Origin of the sequence: Pseudomonas caspiana (genome assembly GCF_002158995.1) — a bacterium.
Taxonomy (GTDB): Bacteria; Pseudomonadota; Gammaproteobacteria; order Pseudomonadales; family Pseudomonadaceae; genus Aquipseudomonas; species Aquipseudomonas caspiana.
The window spans coordinates 99,978-118,628 of record NZ_LOHF01000010.1; the positions used below are offsets into that span (position 1 = coordinate 99,978).

Below are 18,651 nucleotides of genomic sequence, written 5' to 3' on the forward strand. Positions count from 1 at the left end.
CGCTGCGTGCCTTGATAATGATCATGCTTAAACCCTCAGGATTCCACGGATGCATCACATGAAAAAGGCAATTGTTGTACTGGCAATCACGGGGCTCATCGCAGGGTGTCAAACCTCCAGGCCGTTAGGCCCAATGGAAAATAGTATGGCCAAGGTTTGATGTTGTGAACCTCCCCTGGTTTGTAGATAACTCCAGTATCAGAGGTGACACCGCTATAAGCTTGCAGACCAATAAGTAGAAGGATACGCAGCGATGGACAGTGTCTTCAGGGTCGAGCCGGGTGCAGAGTCAGTCGTTGGACATTGCGACTCTTGCGGTCACGAGACACGAACCTTTCGCGGTTTTGTCTTCAATCACCAGGATGCTTATGCGGTGTACCTGTGCACCTATACGTCATCGCATCCCGAGTTTGGGGTTGCCATGGCCGTAAGCCTGAGAGGCTGGGGGGACGGTGCGGATACCGCAGCTAAAGAGTGTGTTGCCCTGGAGTGGAGAAATGGCGACAGCGGACCCGGTTGTCGTGTAATCGATGCCTCTGAAACATCTTGGGCAAGCAATAGCATTCTCGGTCAAATGCTCTCCAGAGAGCAGGCCATGGCGTCCGATCGTGCCTCGGAAGCGTTCAACGTCACCGATGCTGTCTGGGCGTGTGATGAGCGCTTATCTCGGGCCTTGAAGGAAGCTTAATCTGATTTCCCCTTCGCGAGAGGCCAGGTGTTTTGTGACCAAACAAAAAGCCGACCGAAGAACAATCAACCAACTAATGACCTATTCCAGATTTGGGAGTATCCGGGCTGGAGAAGGGAACTGAAATACTTCTTCGAAGATAGTTGGCACCTGTAATCGTAAGCCTGGCGAGTTGTCTTATAGCGTCTACCTCCATAAATTTGGAGTAATTTCTTCTCGTTGGAAACCATCAGCCATGCCCCCTGACTCCCTCGGCACTCCATCTCAAGACACCTTTTACGTGCTGCTTGAAACGGCCATGGTCGAGTTGATGAACAAGCAGGAGAGGCTGCAACAAAAGTATGGCCTGGGCGACATGGCGCGCTGGTACAGAACAGGAAAGTGGTCGAAGCGCGGATTCTCGATATCGGATCCTTTGCACCGAAGCGCTTAAGCTGGAAGTGGGCCTGGAGCAATCCCACTGTGCTTGAAGAGTCTCGTGAACGAGTACTGCCGATCAAAGAGTTGCAGGCCATCTTGGGCGTTGGCCTGTTTGGTGATGAAGAAGCGTTTTCTATTGAGGACGAAGCCATGGCTTGGGAGCTTGCGGCCATTGCGGTCCATCATCTGAATGCACTGGGCTGTTACCGAGCGCCCACGCCGCCTGATGGGCCGACCATTTTTCTGGCCATCACTGAGTTGAAGCACATCAGCCAATAATGCGTTGAGTACCGGAAACGCGGCGATGCTTTTGATGCCGGTGGCAAGGGCAGGCTAGCCCGAGAAGGTCAGCAATAGCACCACACGGCTTCAATCAGCAGATGGCTGCAAAACGATAGGCGCCTGTATGACTGGAATGTCTTTACCGGCAGGCACCAGAAAGGGATCGTCCACGCGCAGGCCCCTCAATGCCGACACCACGAGACTGTCGATCACTGGATCGCCGCAGCTCTTGACCAGATATTTCTTGGGGTAGGGCTGGCCAGCTTTAAACTGGTAACCCACGGTGACCGTGAAGGTCTGGCCGGATCCCTTGATATGTTCGAACACATTAGAGCTCGCCAACAGGTAGCGCTGTTGGCGCATCAAATCTTCGGTCCACAAACGGTTGTATTTCTGCATTTGCCCGGCATCGAGTTCCAGCCCTTTCGACAACAGTGGTCGCATTGCCTGCCAAGCTGCGTCGCCATACTTCTGCGTCGTCTCAATGTACAGCTTCAAGGCCCCGTGGCTATCGTTAGCACCGCCTTGGCCTTGCTCCATCATCCCGCCCAGCGCTACAACGCCGGCTCGCCCCGCCAGCCGGAAGTCATCGCGGGCTTTAACCGGATCAGTCGGCTCGCCGATCCCGTCGCGCTTCATGCGACCGAGTTCGACATAGGCATAAGGGTCGTCCTTTGCCGCTTCGATATAAAGACTCCGTGCCATGCCAATGTCCTGGGCAACTCCATTGCCGCTCTCGTAAAACGTGCCAAGCACATGCCGACACGTCGCATTACCAGCATCGCTCCCTCTCTTCACGATCTCCCACGCCGCAGGTGCAACAGCCCTGCCGTAAGAAGCTCTACGGCAGGCCTGGCTCTGACTGTCATCCTGCGAGAAATCGAAGGTGCCCAGCGGCTTGTAAGGGTTGCGCTGATCTTCAAGGTAGCGTTCCATCGGCGTCGGCTTGTTACGTGCCTCCTTGATGTAGTCGGCAGTGCTTCTACCCATGTCGCCGAGGCTCTGGCAGCCGGTCAAGGCGACCAGCAGGGCGGTTGATACGAGGTTTCGGGTCATGCTTTACCTGCATCCATACGTGCACGGTGATAGCCCGTACGAGGTGATCCGTTGGTGGCTGGGTGTGGCCTCACGGCCGGAGGTATAGGGGGCGGAGTCTACCTTTCCTACGCGAAGCTCACAATTATCCAGCGCAGCCGCATGAGTGTTGGCGGACTCCTGAGTAACTCATCCTGGATGTAACGAGCCGCGTAGCTAATGGGTGATCAAGGGGCAGCTACTGGCCGACCCCCAGCCAGTCATGAAGGGCTGTAAACGACCAGGACTGGGCGGTTCGAGTAAAGAAACAAATCTATGCTCTTCTCTCGCTCCCAGCCTGGTTTCACAGCCACAGCGGCACAATCGAAGCGACCAGCAGCGCCCCCAGACATCTGTTCAGCATTCGCCACTGCCGTTCGGTTTTCAACGCGCGCGCCAGCACTACCCCGGCCACGCACCAGAGCGCGAGCGAGGCCAATGACAACACCGCGAATACGAGACCGAGCAATACGGCCAAGCCTTCTGCGCTGTGGGCCAGTGAAGTAAATGAGGCGGCGGCACTCAGGGTCATCGCCCAGGCCTTGGGGTTCTGCCAGAGCAGGCCGACCCCAGCGATAAAACGCGATGGTTTCTGCGTAACGGCCGCTTTACCTGGCTGGCCGCGCAGCGCGATCTGCACCGCAAGCCAGAACAGATAGAGCGAGCCCAGTAGCTTCATAGCCAGTTGCAGCGCCGGCATCGCTAGAATCAGCCCGCCCAGGCCAAGCGCAGCGGCCACGGCCATGCTGGCCAGGCCGAACGAAATACCGGACAACAACGGAAACGAACGCCACCAACCGAAAGTGGCGCCAGAAGCAGTTGCCAAGGTGGTGGCACCGCCGGGACTGATAGTGGCGACCAGCACAAACAGAACAAGCGGCAAAAAGGCGTCGAGCATGCTGAAGATTTCCTTGGTTGAGATCGACTAGATAGCCAATCTGCCGCTAGTATGGAAGCTAATATTCAACATGCTCAGGATTACAAATAGTAATGAGCAAGGTTTTACGCAACTTCGATCTGGTGTTGCTGCGCACCTTTGTCGTTGTTGCCGAGCAACGCAGCATGACCGCCGCCGCCAACGCTCTGCACCTCACCCAAGGCGCCGTCAGTCATCAGATCCGCAAGCTGGAAGAGCTGCTGGGCGAGTCACTGTTCATTCGCCAGCGGCCGTGCATCCGGCTCTCGCCGCTGGGCGAGCGACTGATCGCCAAGGCGCGCCAGATGCTTGCGCTCAACGACCAGCTTTGGACGGAGCTGCACGGCAACCCCGTGCAAGGCATTGTGCGCCTCGGCGTGCCCTACGACCTGGCCGGGGCCTGGATAATGCCGGCGGTCAGAGCGTTTATGGCCACCTATCCGCAGGTAGAACTGTCTATGAAATGCGGCGCTTCGCCCGAGCTGATACAAGCCACTGCCAACGGCGAACTGGATGTGGCAATTGCCGAAGAATTGGTCGAGCAGGCAAGCGGCGAATGCCTGTCCATTGAACGCCTGGTCTGGGCCGGTGCCAAGGGCGGCGCGGCGTATCTGAAGTCGCCATTGCCTGTCTCGATGGTCGCCGAGACCTGCGTATTTCGCTCGCCCGTTATTGCCGCGTTGCAGGCCCAGGACCGGCCTTGGAAAACCCTGTTCGAAAACGGCAGCCTGGAGACCACGATTACTATGGTCAGCAGCGACCTTGCGGTGTCCGTATGGTTGCAGTCCACCGTGCCCAGCGGCCTCGACATCCTGCCACCAGACGCCGCGCTACCCGAGCTGGCCCCCATGGCAATTACGTTGCACCGCGCCAAGGCATCGCAAAGTGCCGCGAGTGAGGAGCTGATTCGGCATATTCGAGCGCATCGTGCGGGAGGTTGATGCGAGAAGAGCTCAAGCGAGGCTCATGGTGGACAATCACTCGCCATTGCCATCCCCTGATATCGTCTAACCGCTTTTCGTCGCGTGCTAATTTAGCTCGGATTAAAAACACCCGTTCATCAACGGCTCTTCCCGGTTACGGCCTACTGGAGATTTCATGACACAAGCAACCCAACACGGTCTGGCCCTACGCTACGGCGATGCAGACTCAACGATTCCCGAGAACTGGAATCCGATTCTCGATCAATTGGTGAATCATCGCAGCGTCCGTGTTTTCAACGACAAGCCACTGCCAAAAGGAACGCTTGAGGCGCTGATCGCTGCCGCGCAATCAGCGGCAACTTCATCAAATCTGCAAGTCTGGAGCGTTATCGCTGTTCAGGATCCATCTCGCAAAGCGCGCCTCGCGGAGCTTGCCGGTAATCAGGCCTACATTCGCCAGGCACCGCTGTTTCTGGTCTGGCTCGCCGACCTCTCCAGAGTTTCCCGAGTAGCAGAGCGCGCGGGCGTCGAGCTCGAAGCCTTGCCTTACATCGAAAGCCTTTTGTTGGGCACGATCGACGCATCGCTGGCTGCCCAGAATGCGGTGGTTGCACTGGAGTCGATGGGGCTCGGTAGCGTCTACATCGGTGCGATACGTAATGACATCAAAAGTGTCGCGAAGGAATTGGACCTGCCTCCTCAGGTGTACCCGGTGTTCGGCATGTGTGTGGGTTATCCCGATGCTGAACACCCGGCGCAGGTAAAGCCGCGCTTGCCCCAGGCGGCTGTCTTGCATCACGAACGCTACAGCGTGGAGTCTGAAAAGGCCTCGGTTGAGCAATATGATCAGCGCCTCGGCGCCTTCTATCAGCAGGAGGGGATGAAGGCTGCGGGCTGGTCGGAGCAAGTCGTGAATCGCTTGCGAAGTACTGCCAGCCTGCATGGCCGTGAAGAGTTGGTCAGGGCGTTGCAGCAATTGGGTTTTGGCCTGCGCTAGCAGGCCCGGCTCGCTGATAACTCACTTCGCTTGCGGAAAAACCAGCCTGAACGTTGTTATCCGCTCCAGCTCACTCTCCACCGTCACCCGCCCTCGATGAACATTCATGATGGAGCGAACAATTGCCAGCCCCAGACCGGTGCCGCCTTGTTGACGGGAGCGGCTGGCATGTACCCGGTAAAAGCGGTCAAACAGGCGCGGCAGGTGCTCGGCTTCGATGCCTTCGCCCAGGTTGCTGACGGCCAGAGAGACTTCATTGGCATGGCTTTCGAGGGTGATGGTCACTGTACTGCCGGACGTGCCGTGGCGGATGGCGTTGGAGATTAAGTTGGAGATCGCGCGCTGGATCATCAGTCGCTCTCCCTGGGTTTTGGCGCTGCCTTGAACCACCAGCATCATGTTTTTTTCTTCCGCTGATTGATCAAAGAGCTCGGCGACCTTGTTGGCTTCTTCTTCAAGGTCCACGGCAGTAAACGTCAGCAGCGCCGACGGCTGGGTCACGCTGGCCAGGAACAGCATCTGGGAGACCATCAGTGACAGGCGCTCAAGTTCTTCGGTACAGGATTCCAGCGCCTGTTTGTATTCTTCGGGTGGCCGCTCCCTGGACAAGGTGACCTGCGCCTTGCCCATCAGGTTATTCATTGGCGAGCGCAGCTCATGGGCCAGATCATCCGAAAATTGCGCCAGTTGCTGAATGTCTTCGGCCAGTCGATTGAGCATTACGTTGACCGCGTGGGCCAGGTCACGGAGTTCGTCAGGGAGTCCGGCGGCTTGCATGCGATGGGACAAATCCCGGGCCGATACCTTGTGTGCCACCTTGCGAAAGGCACGTAAGGGTCTTAACCCGCGATGCACGATCCACCACGCGCAACCGCCAACCAGCAGCAGAATAAGTGGCAAAGCAATAAGCGTGGAGTTCACATAGGCACCGAGCAATAAAGCATCGTTTTCCCTGTCGAGTGCGAGCAATACCAGCACCTTCTGGCCGCCTTTGAGGCGCACGTGTTTGCTGGCAATCAATATCTCGTGACCTGCCGAGGATTCAACCCGCTGAAAATCTTCCCGTGTGCCCTCGGTGAAGGGCACCGGCAGCACCATTTGTTCGTCCTGACCCAGGCTCAGCAGACGTTTTCTCGGGGTGCCCGAATCGAGGATCGTCAGGGTGAAATCATCGTGCCCGACAATCTGGTCACGCAGGTGGTGCGGTGCCAGCACCACGTCAGCGGGGGAGCTGAAGCCCTCTGAAAGGCTGTGCTCGATCTGCTCCAGCTTTTCTTGCAGGCCGTTTCTGGCTCGCAAATCCAGCTGATGGGAAATGGAAGCGTAGGCGAAGGCTGCCATCACCAATACCAGCACCGCACTCATTGCGGTAACGGCAAGACCCAGCCGTGTGGAAAGACGCGTGGGTTTCATTCACGCACTTCCAGTACATAGCCCACGCCGCGCAGGGTATGGATCAGCTTCTGCTCGAAAGGCTCGTCGATTTTTGCCCGCAGCCGGCGGATCGATACTTCGACGACGTTGGTGTCGCAATCGAAGTTCATGTCCCACACCAGCGAGATGATCTGCGTGCGAGACATGACTTCGCCGCTGTGACGCATCAACAAGTGGAGCAGGGCGAACTCCTTGGTCGTCAGGTCGATGCGCTGGGTGCCGCGAAAGGCTCTGTGTCGTCCCTGATCCAGCTCAAGGTCGCCAACTCGCAGCACCTCGGGCAACCCGGCCTGTTCGCTGCGACGCATGAGGGTACGAACCCGGGCCAGCAGCTCAGGGAACTCGAATGGCTTCACCAGATAATCGTCGGCTCCCATTTCCAGACCCCGAACCTTTTCCTCAAGACGACCACGGGCCGTGACCATCATGACTCGGGTGTTGCTGTTTCTGCGCAGTCGGGTCAACACCTCCCAACCGTCCATCTCGGGCAAATTCACATCCAGAATCACCAGGTCGTAGGTTTGATGCTGAGCCAGATAAAGCCCATCAAGGCCGGTGACGGCCAGGTCCACGACATAACCACTTTCGGTCAAACCCTGATGCATGTATTCGGCAGTTTTCGGCTCGTCCTCCACAACAAGGATTCGCATATCAGTGTCCTGTATCAATTAAGGTGAGTGAATGTCGCAGGCTTTTATTGTTTAAAGATGCCCGCTTTAAAGTTGCAGCTCTTTTTAAAGCTCAGCTTCTTGAAGCTGCCGTAAGAGTTCGGCAGCCTTCCACGATCTATCGATTTTGCTGCGATTCTGCAGTCTGTAGCAGCTTCAGGGTCAACCCCGCAGGTTACTGAATATGAGGATTTTTTTTACCGTCTCTGGAAACTGCCAGCATGGCGGTTTGTCTTTTTCTGTCGCCTGAAAAAGCAAGTTTGAAGTTATTGCTTTTTATGTCTGTGATATTCGCAAACTTCTTTGCGTTGGGCAGTGTAATGGCGAACCACTGCAACTTTCCTTAAATGACAGGATTGTAATTTTTCAGCAATCCTTCTGCTAACTCCCTTTGCATAAAGTCCCCGCATCCAACTCCGCTGAACGCAGCCGGGGTCTGTTCTGGTTACTTGATGGGGTGGTTCATACATATGCAGAGGCGCGACGGGAGCAGTGCAAACCCGCTCAGGCACAGAGTTTTTTCCATGGCACCCGAGGTGAAGCCGACCCTGAAAACGGGGTTGCTTTACGCGTTGCTGCTATCTTTTGCGGCCCCCGGTATTTCGGTTGCGCAGAGTCTGAGTCTGCCTCAGGCCATCGAGGCAGCCTTTGCGGAAAACCCTGACCTCGCCGCCGCGCGATGGGAAATAGGCATCGCCGAAGGCGACAGGCAGCAGGCAGGTTTGATGCCCAATCCTGAGTTGTCCTGGGAAGTCGAAGACACTCGGCGCAATACCAGCACCACCACCGTCATGCTCAGTCAGGCGCTGGAACTGGGGGGCAAGCGTGGTGCCCGCATTGAAGCAGCCAGCCGGTCCCAGGATGCAGCGCAGATCGAACTGGAGCGGCGTGGCAACGAACTGCGTGCCGAAGTCGTCCAGGCTTTTTACACCGCACTGCGTGCGCAAACCGGTCTGGAACTCGCGCAGCAGTCTCAAGCCTTGGCTCAGCGCGGCCTTGAGGTTGCCGACGGGCGTGTTCGCGCGGGTAAGTCTTCCCCCGTCGAGGTGACACGTGCGCAGGTACAACTGGCTGAAACCGACCTGCTGGTGCGGCGCGCTCAAACCCTGAAAGCCAATAGCTATCGCGATCTGGCACGCACCACCGGGTCGTCGACTTCTTCATTTGATCGCCTGGAATACGCTGAGCTGTCGCCGGGCAAATCCCCGCCAGCAGCGAAGATGCTCACGGCGATCAATCAATCCGCCGAGCTGCGCCTGGCCAATGCCCAGATCGAACAGCGTGATGCAGCGTTAGGCTCAGAGCGGGCGCAGCGCATTCCTGATCTCACTGTAAGTATTGGCAGTCAATACAGCCGGGAAGACCGTGAGCGGGTCAATGTCGTCGGCTTATCGGCACCGCTGCCGCTGTTTAACCGTAATCAGGGCAACGTCCTCGCCGCATCCCGCCGCGCAGATCAGGCCCGTGATTTACGCAACGCGGTCGAACTCAGGTTGCGCACGCAGACTCAGGCCGCTCTGGATCAATGGGCGACCGCCAGTAAAGAAGTCGAGTCCTTTAATCAGGTGATTTTGCCCTCGGCGAAAAGCGCGGTGGATGCTGCGACCCGTGGTTTCGAGATGGGCAAATTCGGCTTTCTCGAAGTTCTCGACGCACAGCGCACGCTGATTGCGGCGCGCAGCCAATACTTGGAATCGCTGGCCATTGCCACGGACGCCAGAGTGACTGTCGAGCGTATCTACGGCGACATCAGCCCATTCACTGCCAATCCTTAACCCTCACTTTCCGCACTTATCGGGCGCATCGCTGTGTACATCCGTACGTGATCGCCGGGAGCAACCATGGATAACAAACGAAGTATGACCATTGCCCTGGCGGTGGTCGCAATCATTGGTCTGGGCAGCCTGACGCTGGGCAATCAGGGGCTCCCCGTTGCTGCGGAAGCGGTCAAGAACGCAAAGCATGAACATTCGGAAGAAGAAGGGCATGCGGACGAAAAAGGCCACGCCGAGAATGACAGTCATAGCGACGGCAAGGCGGACGCAAAAGGCCACGCTGACGAAGAGCACGGTGAGGAAAGCCATGGTGATGAAGAGCATGGCGAGAAAGGTCACGGTGCTGAAGGGGCCGAAGACTCCCACGAAGAAGGCAAGCTCGAACTCAGCGCAGAGCAGATCAAGTCAGCCGGCATAGAGCTGGCCGTCGCCGCACCTCGATCGATGAGCACTTCAGTCACGTTCCCCGGCGAAATTCGCTTTGATGAAGATCGCACCACCCACGTCGTACCGCGGGTTGGCGGGATCGTGGAAGAGGTCAAGGTTGACCTCGGCCAGGCGGTGAAAAAAGGCCAGGTACTGGCTGTGATCGCCAGTCAGCAAATTTCCGATCAGCGCGCAGAGTTGAATGCGGCCCAGCGCCGTCTTGAGCTTGCCCGCCTGACCATGCAGCGTGAGAAAAAACTCTGGGAAGACAAGATTTCCGCCGAGCAGGATTATCTGTTGGCGCGTCAGGCGTATCAGGAAGCAGATATCAGTTACGCCAACGGTCGGCAGAAGCTGAGTGCTATCGGCGCGAGTCTCAAATCCTCTGCGGGCAACCGATACGAACTGATCGCTCCTTTTGACTCAATGGTTGTCGAGAAGCATCTGGCGATAGGCGAGGTGGTCAATGACACCACTTCGGCGTTCACGCTTTCCGATTTGTCGCGGGTCTGGGCGACCTTTGGCGTTGCGCCGAAGGACTTGAACAAAGTCGTGGTGGGCCGTGCGGTAACGGTCAGTGCGCCCGATCTGAATGCTCAGGTTGAAGGCCGCATCAGCTACGTCGGCAATCTGCTCGGCGAGCAAACCCGCGCGGCTGCGGTGCGCGTGGTGCTGGCCAACCCTGAGGGCGCGTGGCGTCCAGGGCTGTTTGTCTCTGTCGATGTGACGGCGGATAAAGCCAACGCGGCGGTCAGCCTGCCTGAGTCCGCCATCCAGTCCGTTGAGGACAAACCTTCAGTGTTCGTGCGCAACGCCGAAGGCTTTGAACTGCGCCCGGTGAAAGTCGGCAGGCGTGACGGCGGCTATGTGGAAATCCTTCAAGGCCTGACGGCGGGCACTCAAGTGGCCGCCGCTGGCAGTTTCATTCTCAAGTCCGAGCTGGGTAAAGGCTCTGCTGAGCACTCCCATTGATCTGCCTCGCACGAGTACAACGTCATGTTTGAACGGTTGATCCAATTCGCAATCGAGCAACGCATCGTCGTGATGCTTGCCGTGTTGCTCATGGCAGGGCTTGGCATTGCCAGCTACCAGAAACTGCCTATCGATGCTGTACCTGATATCACCAACGTGCAGGTGCAGATCAACACCTCGGCTCCCGGTTTTTCGCCTCTGGAGACTGAGCAACGCGTGACCTTCTCGATTGAAACCAGCATGGCAGGCTTGCCAGGTTTGCAGCAGACCCGTTCTCTGTCGCGCTCGGGCCTGTCTCAGGTCACGGTGATTTTTGAAGACGGCACGGACTTGTTCTTTGCCCGCCAGTTGGTTGGCGAGCGTCTGCAAATTGCCAAGGATCAGTTGCCCGAAGGTGTCGATGCGGTCATGGGGCCGATCTCCACCGGGCTTGGCGAGATTTTTCTGTGGACGGTAGAGGCCAAAGAGGGCGCGCTGAAGGAAGACGGCACGCCTTACACCCCGACCGATCTCCGGGTGATCCAGGACTGGATCATCAAGCCGCAATTACGCAACGTGCCGGGTGTGGCCGAGATCAACACCATCGGCGGTTTCGCCAAGCAGTATCAGATCGCGCCGGATCCGAAAAAACTGGCCGCGTACAAGCTGACCTTGAATGATCTGGTGGCCGCACTTGAGCGCAACAACGCCAACATTGGCGCGGGTTACATTGAGCGCGGCGGCGAGCAATTGCTGATTCGTGCGCCGGGTCAACTGGGCACGGTGCAGGACATTGCCAACATCGTCATCGCCAACGTTCAGGGCACGCCGATCCGGGTCAGCAGCGTGGCCGACGTGGACATCGGTCAGGAGCTGCGCTCCGGCGCTGCCACCGAAAATGGCCGGGAAGTGGTGCTCGGTACGGTGTTCATGCTGATCGGCGAAAACAGCCGCACGGTTTCCCAGGCGGTCGCCGCGAAGCTGGCTGATATCAACCGTTCATTGCCTGAAGGTGTCGAAGCGATCACGGTTTATGACCGCACGAATCTGGTTGAAAAAGCCATCGCCACGGTGAAGAAGAACCTGATCGAAGGGGCCATTCTGGTCATCGCGATTCTGTTCCTGTTCCTCGGTAACATCCGTGCCGCGTTGATCACCGCGATGGTGATTCCACTGGCCATGCTGTTCACCTTCACCGGAATGTTCACCAATAAAGTCAGTGCCAACCTGATGAGTCTCGGCGCGCTGGACTTCGGCATCATCGTCGACGGCGCCGTCGTGATCGTCGAAAACGCTATCCGGCGACTGGCTCACGCACAGCAGAAATACGGCCGGATGTTGACCCGCTCGGAACGCTTTCATGAAGTATTTGCCGCCGCCAAAGAAGCGCGTCGTCCGCTGATTTTCGGCCAGTTGATCATCATGGTTGTTTACTTGCCGATCTTCGCCTTGACGGGTGCCGAAGGCAAAATGTTCCACCCGATGGCCTTCACCGTGGTGATCGCGCTGTTGGGCGCCATGATCCTGTCGGTGACCTTTGTACCGGCGGCCATTGCCATGTTTGTCACCGGCAAGGTCAAGGAAGAAGAAGGCGTGGTAATGCGTACCGCGCGTCTGCGTTACGCGCCGGTTCTGAAGTGGGTACTGAGCCACCGGTCGATCGCGTTCTCCGTCGCTGTCGTGCTGATTGTGTTGTCCGGATTTACGGCAAGCCGTATGGGCAGTGAGTTTATTCCGAGCTTGAGTGAGGGCGACTTCGCGTTGCAGGCGCTGCGGGTGCCCGGCACCAGCTTGAGCCAGTCGGTGGACATGCAACAGCGTCTTGAGAAAGCCATCGTCGAAAAAATGCCGGAAGTCGAGCGAGTGTTTGCCCGCACGGGTACTGCGGAAATCGCTGCCGACCCGATGCCGCCGAATATCTCCGACAGTTACGTCATGCTCAAACCGCAAAGTGAATGGCCGGATCCAGGCAAGTCTCGCGAGGCATTAATTGCTGAGTTGCAGCAGGCCGCTGCGACGGTACCAGGCAGTAACTACGAGTTGTCGCAGCCGATTCAGTTGCGCTTCAACGAGCTGGTTTCAGGTGTGCGCAGCGACGTGGCGGTGAAGGTGTTCGGCGATGACATGGCGGTGCTGAACCAGACGGCCGCGAAAATCGCTGCGACCTTGCAGAAGGTGCCGGGCTCGTCCGAAGTCAAGGTCGAGCAGACTACGGGCTTGCCTGTGCTGACGATCAACATTGATCGTGACAAGGCCGCACGTTATGGCCTCAATGTGGGCGATGTCCAGGATGCGATTGCCATCGCGGTAGGCGGGCGTCAGGCGGGTACTCTTTACGAAGGTGATCGCCGCTTTGACATGGTGGTGCGACTGTCGGAAACGCTGCGAACTGACGTGGCCGGACTCTCGAGTCTGCTGATTCCTGTGCCCGCGACGGCAAGCAGTGTTAATCAACAGATCAGCTTCATTTCCCTGTCCCAGGTGGCGAGCCTGGATCTGGTGCTGGGGCCGAACCAGATCAGCCGGGAAAACGGCAAGCGACTGGTTATCGTCAGCGCCAACGTGCGCGGTCGTGATCTTGGCTCGTTTGTTCAGGAGGCAGGGGAAACGATCAACAGCAATGTGCAGATCCCGGCGGGATACTGGACCAGTTGGGGCGGCCAGTTTGAACAGTTGCAGTCCGCTGCCAAGCGCCTGCAGATCGTCGTTCCGGTTGCGCTGTTGATGGTGTTGGCGTTGCTGTTCATGATGTTCAACAACCTGAAAGATGGCTTACTGGTTTTCACCGGTATTCCGTTTGCACTGACCGGCGGTGTCATGGCGCTCTGGTTGAGGGACATTCCACTGTCCATCTCGGCGGGAGTTGGCTTCATCGCGTTGTCGGGTGTGGCGGTGCTGAACGGCCTGGTGATGATCTCGTTCATTCGCAACCTGCGCGAGGAAGGGCGTTCGCTGGGGGATGCGATCAACGAGGGGGCTTTGACACGCTTGCGCCCGGTGTTGATGACTGCGTTGGTGGCGTCGCTGGGCTTCATTCCTATGGCACTGGCGACTGGCACGGGGGCAGAAGTTCAGCGTCCGCTGGCAACCGTGGTGATCGGCGGGATACTGTCGTCGACCGCGCTGACGTTGTTGGTTCTGCCTGCGCTGTATCAATGGGCGCATCGTCGGGAAGAGGAGCAGACATCATAGCGTTAGCATTGTGAATCAAAGGCCCGCGGCAGGTGACTGTTGCGGGTTTTTGTATAGACTCTGACTGCCTCTGTAAGAGTTGGCCCGCTGTCATTAATACGACGCTGTAGCAAAGCAAACATTGGACCTGTGGGAGCGCACGGGCACCGCGAGGCCGCGATAGCGGTGTATCAGGCAGGACGCTATCGCTGCCTCGCGGTGCTCGTGAGCTCCTACAGAACAGTATTTCAAATAAGAGAGTAGGGATTTGTTTTACAGAAGCCAACAAGTTGGTTTCTGCAGATCTGGCGGTTGTTGAGTTGATAGCGGTTTATCAGGCGATTTATGTTTATCAGAAGCAAAAAAAAGCGCCCCGAAGGACGCTAAAGATTCACCTTGACCAAAGGAGCTTGTCAGCTGCTAAAGGTGAATAGAGTGGAACTGAATTTAATCCTTAACCTTTTTCAGGTTCATTAACCGACGTTTTCTTCTCGGTATTTACAAGCCGCGATGATTCGCCGTTGATCTGATCGTTGAAGCGCTGCTCCTGGGCGATCTTGATTTTTTCAGCGGCCGGGCTGGCGCGCTCGCTTCCGTCGTGTGCCATTGCCACGGTGGATGAAAGGGCGGCGACTGTGAAGGCTATTGATTTGATCAGATTCATCGTAATTACCATTCTGTTTAAGGGCAGTAACTGCGGAGTCTTGAAGCAACCTGCGTCGTGCTCCTCAGTGTTAGCGTTGAGTATAAATATCGAAGCTAACAGGGCGGTGAGTGAATAATGACAATCTTGTTATCAACGGTATTGGCGCAGGGTTATGTCTATTTTTGAATATTTCCAAATCGTCATTTTCGCGCAACGTCGCTGTTAGCAGCAGGCTGTTAAGTTTTAGTCACCCACTAAACGGAGACAGAGAAAATGAAAATCACTCAATCGTTGTTGCTTGCCTTTGCAGTACTTGTTCCTGTTACCTCTTATGCTTCTACCGATCATGATCCGGTAGGTAGCAAGATTATCAAAGAGCACCAGACATTCGTCGCGGATTACGCTGCTGAAAAGAATCAAACGCCACCCGGTATCGTCAAGTATCAATACGGTATGAAAATGGATGTTGAAAAAGTTGTCCGCATGTCTTCGGTTTCTAAAACGTGCGGCGTCAACCCGCAGTTGATGACGTATGAAGACTCCAAAGGCACGTTGAAGACAGTCAAGTATCAAGTATTGAACGAGTGCAGAAATAAAAACTGATGACAGGGTGTCTACAACCCGACCTGACATGCACCCCACCTGAACAGCAGCGCGGCTTTACTGGCCAGGAAGATAAATTTCTTCACGTGTTTTCCAGCCGCGCTGCCAACCCTTCGATAAATACGGTTTCAGCTCGACTCATGCGCTGTTCGCGGTTCCACAGCAAGTGAATATCAACATCAGCAACGCCCTCCAAAGGCGGCACTCGCCACAACAGGCCGTGTTCAACGTCGTCGACGACGACATGCTCGGGCAGGCATCCCAGACCAATCCCCGCAATGACCAGGCGCCTGATTTCTTCGAGGCTTGAAGAGGAGGCCACAATTCTTCCGCTGAACCCTTGCTGATCACGAAAAATAGTCAGGGGCGAAAGCATGCCGCCGATTTGATCACTGGTGAAACTGACAAAGTTTTCTGACTGCACATCGCTCTGACTGAGGTCGGTACGGCCGTACAGCGGATGATTTCGGCCGCAGAAAAACACATAGCGCTGACGCTGAAACAGACGTTGCTCAAGCCTCGGTTGGGGGCGGCGATTGAGACTCAAGCCCAGAGTGGCGGTTTTCTCCAGCAGGGCGCTGACGATGTCGGAGCTGCGCATCACGTCCACTTCCAGATCTACCCGTGGATGCTGACGGTGGAACTCTGTGAGGAAGTTATCAAAGTTGCTCGATACGATGCGGCTGATCATCAACAAGCGCACTTTGCCAATCACTTCGTCACCCGGCATCTGCAAGGTGTTGCTGACTTGTGAGACCTGACCATAGATCTCACCGGCCAGAGCGAAGATTTTCACTCCGGCTTCGGTCAGGTCAAAACGTGGCCCGCGACGGGCGATGAGCTGACAACCCAGTTGTTCTTCCAGACGCTTGAGGGCCTGACTGACTGCCGGTTGGGTCAGGTGCATTCTGGCTGCTGCGCGGCTGATGCTCAGTTCCTGGCCGATGACCCGGAAGGTGCGTAGCAGGTTCCAGTCCAGGCGATCATTGAGCAAGGGAGAGATATCGCGAGAAGAGTCGGTCACGGCCACCTCACTATAATTGCGGCTTATAGTTCGAATAATAAATAGAAATTTGACTGATTATGCCTTGTAGGCAAAAAATCAGTCCAGAGTCGCCAACAGAGCGGCCTCAGCAAGATCATTTCCTCCTGCCAAAAAAACTAACCAATGGAGTTGATTCATGAAGCCTTCCGCTTCTGCGCAGCCACGCCGGGCTGCTGCCGCTGCGTTCATCGGTACGATGATCGAGTGGTACGACTTTTATATTTATGCCACCGCCGCCGCACTGGTATTCGGTCAGCTTTTTTTCCCCTCCGAAGATAAATTGTTCAGCACCATGGCCGCTTTCGGCACCTTCGCTGTGGGCTTCTTCGCCCGGCCACTGGGCGGCATCGTCTTTGGTCACATCGGCGACCGTATCGGCCGCAAGAAGTCGCTGGTTATCACGTTGGTGATGATGGGCGTGGTCACGGTCTGTATCGGCTTGCTGCCGACTTATGCGCAAATCGGCGCAGCGGCACCGGTGTTGCTGATCCTGTTGCGTGTTGTGCAGGGCATTGCGGTCGGCGGCGAGTGGGGCGGCGCAGTCCTGATGGCGGGGGAACATGCGCCCAAAGGGCGGCGTAATTTCTTCGCGTCATTTGCGCAGTTGGGCAGCCCGGCAGGTTTGATCCTGTCGTTACTGGCGTTCAGTGCGGTGACGCGTCTTCCCGAAGAAGACTTGATGAGCTGGGGCTGGCGTCTGCCGTTTCTGGCCAGCGCAGCGCTACTGGTCGTCGGTTTGGCCATTCGCCTGGGCGTCAATGAATCGCCTGAGTTCCTCAATGACAAGGAGCAAGCGCGTCTGGACGTCGCCAAGTCTGGTCGTAAAGCACAGGCCCCGGTGTTTGAGGTGCTCAAGACCTCATGGCGACCGTTGTTGCTCTGCATCGGCGCAAACACGCTGGGCATCGCCGGTGTGTATTTCACCAACACCTTCATGATTGCTTACAGCACTCAGCAGTTGGGCCTGCCACGGTCGCTGATTCTGGAGTGTCTGTTCGTGGTGGCGATCATCCAGTTCTGTATTCAGCCAGTCGCGGCATGGGTTGCGGAAAAAGTCGGTGCGACGCGCTTCTTGTGCGGCGTGACGATTCTGGCGATGGCATCGCCGTACCCGATGTTTATCCTGGTCAGCAGTGGTCAGGCGCCTTTGATCATTCTCGGGATCGCCCTGGCGGTGGTCTGCATGGCGTCGTTTTACGCGGTAATCGCTGGTTACGTCAGCGGTATGTTTGAAACACGGGTTCGCTACACCGCGATCTCCCTGGCGTATCAAGTATGTGGCGCGCTGGCCGGTGGTCTTACCCCATTGATTGGTACCTGGCTGGCGCATTCCTACCCCGGTCAATGGTGGCCGATGGCGGTTTTCTACAGCCTGATTGCGGGTACCTCGCTGATCTGCGTATTGGCACTCGCCAAGCGACATGCCGCGGCGTTCGAACTGGAAACTGCTCGCCAAGCCTGATTGGCGCGACCTACTGAATGAGGAACACCCATGCTCAGTTTTTTTCATCCGGAACAGCTTCTGCACTTTCCAAAAACTTACTACTCCCGTGGGCAAATGCGCACGCCCCAAGAGGTCCCGCAGCGCGCTCAGAATCTGCTGCAAGCGGTTCAGGGCCTGGCGTTTGATATTCAGCAACCGGCTGATTTCGGCCTCGATCCTTTGCTGGCGGTCCACAGCGATGCTTATCTGACGTTCCTGAAAGGCGCGCACACAGAATGGAAGAAGATGCCCGAGGATTGGGGCGATGAAGTGATGTCGAATATCTTCGTCCGTGAGCCCAATGCCTTGCGCGGAATTCTCGCTCAGGCTGCACGTTATCTGGCCGACGGCAGTTGCCCGGTGGGCGAGAACACTTGGCGCTCTGCGTACTGGTCTGCGCAAAGCGCCGTGGCGGCCGCCAAAGCCGTGCTCGACGGTGAGCCTGCAGCGTATGCTCTGTGCCGTCCGCCAGGCCATCACGCGCGCAAAGAGGCTGCAGGCGGATTTTGCTACATCAACAGTGCGGCAGTGGCGGCGCAGGTTTTACGCGATGGCTTTGAGCGTGTCGCGGTACTGGACACTGACATGCACCATGGTCAGGGGATTCAGGAAATCTTTTACGACCGCGATGATGTGCTGTACGTCTCCATTCATGGCGATCCGGAAAACTTCTATCCGGGCGTTGCCGGGTTTGATGACGAGCAGGGCGCTGGCGCCGGGGTTGGCTACAACGTGAACTTCCCGATGCCCCATGGCTCGCCTGAGTCGGTGTTCATGGACAAACTCGAGCAGGCGCTGCAAGCCGTCAAATCGTTTGATGCGCAGGTGTTGGTGTTGTCCCTGGGGTTCGATATTTACGAGCATGATCCGCAAAGCCAGGTGGCCGTGACCCGTGAAGGTTTCGCAAAACTCGGTGAGCGGATTCGCAGCCTGGGCTTGCCGTGCGTGATCGTGCAGGAAGGCGGTTATCACCTGGAAACCCTGGTCAGCAATGCCCATGCGTTTTTTGATGGGCCGCAGGTGTGGAAGGATGCAGTCAGGGGCTGACATAGGGCTCTATGGCGATTCTGTATTGGCCTGCAGATACAACTCCTGTGGGAGCCGAGCTTGCTCGCGATAAGCCTTGACGCGATTCACGCTAGATCGCAA

Annotated in this window: 16 protein-coding genes; 10 read left to right on the plus strand and 6 right to left on the minus strand. The window is 56.8% G+C overall.

Annotated elements, in window-relative coordinates:
- The first annotated feature begins 253 nt into the window (after positions 1–253).
- Positions 254–688, plus strand: a complete 435-nt coding sequence (locus AUC60_RS13745; RefSeq protein ID WP_087268096.1) for a hypothetical protein — start codon at positions 254–256, stop codon at positions 686–688.
- A gap of 381 nt (positions 689–1,069) precedes the next feature.
- Positions 1,070–1,387, plus strand: a complete 318-nt coding sequence (locus AUC60_RS13750; RefSeq protein WP_238599577.1) for a DUF6882 domain-containing protein — start codon at positions 1,070–1,072, stop codon at positions 1,385–1,387.
- A gap of 90 nt (positions 1,388–1,477) precedes the next feature.
- Here the strand turns inward: AUC60_RS13750 and AUC60_RS13755 are convergent, their stop codons facing one another.
- Together AUC60_RS13755 and AUC60_RS13760 are read right to left on the minus strand one after the other, a co-directional pair.
- The gene (locus AUC60_RS13755) at positions 1,478–2,446 is read right to left on the minus strand and encodes a tetratricopeptide repeat protein (RefSeq protein WP_087268099.1); all 969 of its coding nucleotides are present in this window, start codon (positions 2,444–2,446) and stop codon (positions 1,478–1,480) included.
- Positions 2,447–2,768: 322 nt separating this feature from the next.
- Positions 2,769–3,362, minus strand: a complete 594-nt coding sequence (locus AUC60_RS13760) for a LysE family translocator (protein WP_087268102.1) — start codon at positions 3,360–3,362, stop codon at positions 2,769–2,771.
- A gap of 92 nt (positions 3,363–3,454) precedes the next feature.
- Between AUC60_RS13760 and AUC60_RS13765 the strand changes: the two genes are divergently transcribed.
- Together AUC60_RS13765 and AUC60_RS13770 are read left to right on the plus strand one after the other, a co-directional pair.
- Positions 3,455–4,321, plus strand: coding sequence for a LysR family transcriptional regulator (locus tag AUC60_RS13765; RefSeq protein WP_087268105.1), 867 nt, complete (start codon positions 3,455–3,457; stop codon positions 4,319–4,321).
- 157 nt (positions 4,322–4,478) lie between these two features.
- Positions 4,479–5,300: an NADPH-dependent oxidoreductase gene (locus tag AUC60_RS13770; RefSeq protein WP_087268108.1), complete on the plus strand. Its 822-nt coding sequence runs from the start codon at positions 4,479–4,481 to the stop codon at positions 5,298–5,300.
- A 21-nt stretch (positions 5,301–5,321) separates the two neighbouring features.
- On the opposite strand, the gene AUC60_RS13775 is transcribed toward AUC60_RS13770, so the two are convergent.
- A complete protein-coding gene (locus AUC60_RS13775; protein WP_087268111.1) occupies positions 5,322–6,713 on the minus strand; it encodes a heavy metal sensor histidine kinase in 1,392 nt (463 codons plus the stop codon).
- Positions 6,710–7,384, minus strand: coding sequence for a heavy metal response regulator transcription factor (locus AUC60_RS13780; RefSeq protein WP_087268114.1), 675 nt, complete (start codon positions 7,382–7,384; stop codon positions 6,710–6,712). Before AUC60_RS13780 ends, AUC60_RS13775 begins: the two co-directional genes overlap by 4 nt.
- A gap of 542 nt (positions 7,385–7,926) precedes the next feature.
- On the opposite strand from AUC60_RS13780, the gene AUC60_RS13785 reads away from it, so the two are divergent.
- The 3 genes from AUC60_RS13785 (at position 7,927) to AUC60_RS13795 (ending at position 13,746) form a co-directional block, all read left to right on the plus strand.
- Positions 7,927–9,177: a TolC family protein gene (locus AUC60_RS13785; RefSeq protein WP_087268117.1), complete on the plus strand. Its 1,251-nt coding sequence runs from the start codon at positions 7,927–7,929 to the stop codon at positions 9,175–9,177.
- A gap of 66 nt (positions 9,178–9,243) precedes the next feature.
- Positions 9,244–10,575, plus strand: coding sequence for an efflux RND transporter periplasmic adaptor subunit (locus AUC60_RS13790; RefSeq protein WP_087268120.1), 1,332 nt, complete (start codon positions 9,244–9,246; stop codon positions 10,573–10,575).
- A 24-nt stretch (positions 10,576–10,599) separates the two neighbouring features.
- A complete protein-coding gene (locus AUC60_RS13795) occupies positions 10,600–13,746 on the plus strand; it encodes a CusA/CzcA family heavy metal efflux RND transporter (RefSeq protein ID WP_087268124.1) in 3,147 nt (1,048 codons plus the stop codon).
- Between the two features lie 433 nt (positions 13,747–14,179).
- Here the strand turns inward: AUC60_RS13795 and AUC60_RS13800 are convergent, their stop codons facing one another.
- Positions 14,180–14,389 carry a hypothetical protein gene (locus AUC60_RS13800; protein ID WP_087268127.1) on the minus strand — a complete coding sequence of 70 codons (210 nt, stop codon included), beginning with the start codon at positions 14,387–14,389 and terminating at the stop codon, positions 14,180–14,182.
- Positions 14,390–14,644: 255 nt separating this feature from the next.
- Between AUC60_RS13800 and AUC60_RS13805 the strand changes: the two genes are divergently transcribed.
- On the plus strand, positions 14,645–14,974 hold the full coding sequence (locus tag AUC60_RS13805; RefSeq protein WP_087268130.1) for a DUF2790 domain-containing protein: 330 nt from the start codon (positions 14,645–14,647) through the stop codon (positions 14,972–14,974).
- Between the two features lie 82 nt (positions 14,975–15,056).
- Here the strand turns inward: AUC60_RS13805 and AUC60_RS13810 are convergent, their stop codons facing one another.
- Positions 15,057–15,998 (minus strand): LysR family transcriptional regulator, encoded by a 942-nt coding sequence (locus AUC60_RS13810; RefSeq protein WP_087268132.1) that lies wholly within the window; start codon positions 15,996–15,998, stop codon positions 15,057–15,059.
- A 157-nt stretch (positions 15,999–16,155) separates the two neighbouring features.
- On the opposite strand from AUC60_RS13810, the gene AUC60_RS13815 reads away from it, so the two are divergent.
- Entirely contained in the window at positions 16,156–17,481 is a 1,326-nt protein-coding gene (locus tag AUC60_RS13815) for an MFS transporter (protein ID WP_087268135.1), read from the plus strand.
- A gap of 30 nt (positions 17,482–17,511) precedes the next feature.
- Complete coding sequence (locus AUC60_RS13820; RefSeq protein WP_087268138.1) at positions 17,512–18,549, plus strand: histone deacetylase family protein; 1,038 nt, start codon at positions 17,512–17,514, stop codon at positions 18,547–18,549.
- The last annotated feature ends 102 nt before the right edge of the window (positions 18,550–18,651 follow it).

Coding starts and splice junctions, on each gene's coding strand:
- AUC60_RS13795 (WP_087268124.1), top strand. CDS start 10,600: ATGTTTGAACGGTTGATCCAATTCGCAATCGAGCAACGCATCGTCGTG.
- AUC60_RS13745 (WP_087268096.1), top strand. CDS start 254: ATGGACAGTGTCTTCAGGGTCGAGCCGGGTGCAGAGTCAGTCGTTGGA.
- AUC60_RS13805 (WP_087268130.1), top strand. CDS start 14,645: ATGAAAATCACTCAATCGTTGTTGCTTGCCTTTGCAGTACTTGTTCCT.
- AUC60_RS13780 (WP_087268114.1), bottom strand. CDS start 7,384: ATGCGAATCCTTGTTGTGGAGGACGAGCCGAAAACTGCCGAATACATG.
- AUC60_RS13755 (WP_087268099.1), bottom strand. CDS start 2,446: ATGACCCGAAACCTCGTATCAACCGCCCTGCTGGTCGCCTTGACCGGC.
- AUC60_RS13760 (WP_087268102.1), bottom strand. CDS start 3,362: ATGCTCGACGCCTTTTTGCCGCTTGTTCTGTTTGTGCTGGTCGCCACT.
- AUC60_RS13775 (WP_087268111.1), bottom strand. CDS start 6,713: ATGAAACCCACGCGTCTTTCCACACGGCTGGGTCTTGCCGTTACCGCA.
- AUC60_RS13770 (WP_087268108.1), top strand. CDS start 4,479: ATGACACAAGCAACCCAACACGGTCTGGCCCTACGCTACGGCGATGCA.
- AUC60_RS13785 (WP_087268117.1), top strand. CDS start 7,927: ATGGCACCCGAGGTGAAGCCGACCCTGAAAACGGGGTTGCTTTACGCG.
- AUC60_RS13800 (WP_087268127.1), bottom strand. CDS start 14,389: ATGAATCTGATCAAATCAATAGCCTTCACAGTCGCCGCCCTTTCATCC.
- AUC60_RS13815 (WP_087268135.1), top strand. CDS start 16,156: ATGAAGCCTTCCGCTTCTGCGCAGCCACGCCGGGCTGCTGCCGCTGCG.
- AUC60_RS13820 (WP_087268138.1), top strand. CDS start 17,512: ATGCTCAGTTTTTTTCATCCGGAACAGCTTCTGCACTTTCCAAAAACT.
- AUC60_RS13790 (WP_087268120.1), top strand. CDS start 9,244: ATGGATAACAAACGAAGTATGACCATTGCCCTGGCGGTGGTCGCAATC.
- AUC60_RS13765 (WP_087268105.1), top strand. CDS start 3,455: ATGAGCAAGGTTTTACGCAACTTCGATCTGGTGTTGCTGCGCACCTTT.